This window comes from Pseudoalteromonas sp. 1181_04, assembly GCF_052850545.1.
Genome location: NZ_VXCS01000110.1, coordinates 1 through 343 on the forward strand (window position 1 = coordinate 1; position 343 = coordinate 343).

General features: G+C 44.9%; 1 protein-coding gene. It reads right to left on the reverse strand.

The window, feature by feature from the left end; translation table 11 throughout:
- On the reverse strand, positions 1-343 hold a 343-nt coding region (locus FW757_RS23250), incomplete at both ends, for a transposase (protein ID WP_446441798.1).

The following is a 343-nucleotide window of genomic DNA, read 5'->3' on the forward strand; positions in this document are numbered from 1 at the left end:
GCCGCTCCATTCTTTACTCGCATTCGATTTCAATTTGCATCCATCAATGGCAAACATGTTACGCCCTATCAAGCCTTCTTCGTCGCATATCATCAGTACTTGCGTAAACAGCGGTTCAATCTGTTCGTGCATTTTGGCCACGAATCCCGCTATCGATGTGTAATGAGGTTGAATATCACCCGACACACTCATGAACAAAATATTCGTCTCACACGCCTTAGCAATACGGCGGCTACTAACCAAACCATGTGCGTAACCAAGTAAAATAATCTTTAGCATCACTGAAGGAGGATACGCAGCAGCACCCGTTTTATCATTGTGATACCACGCATCAAAGCCCGAT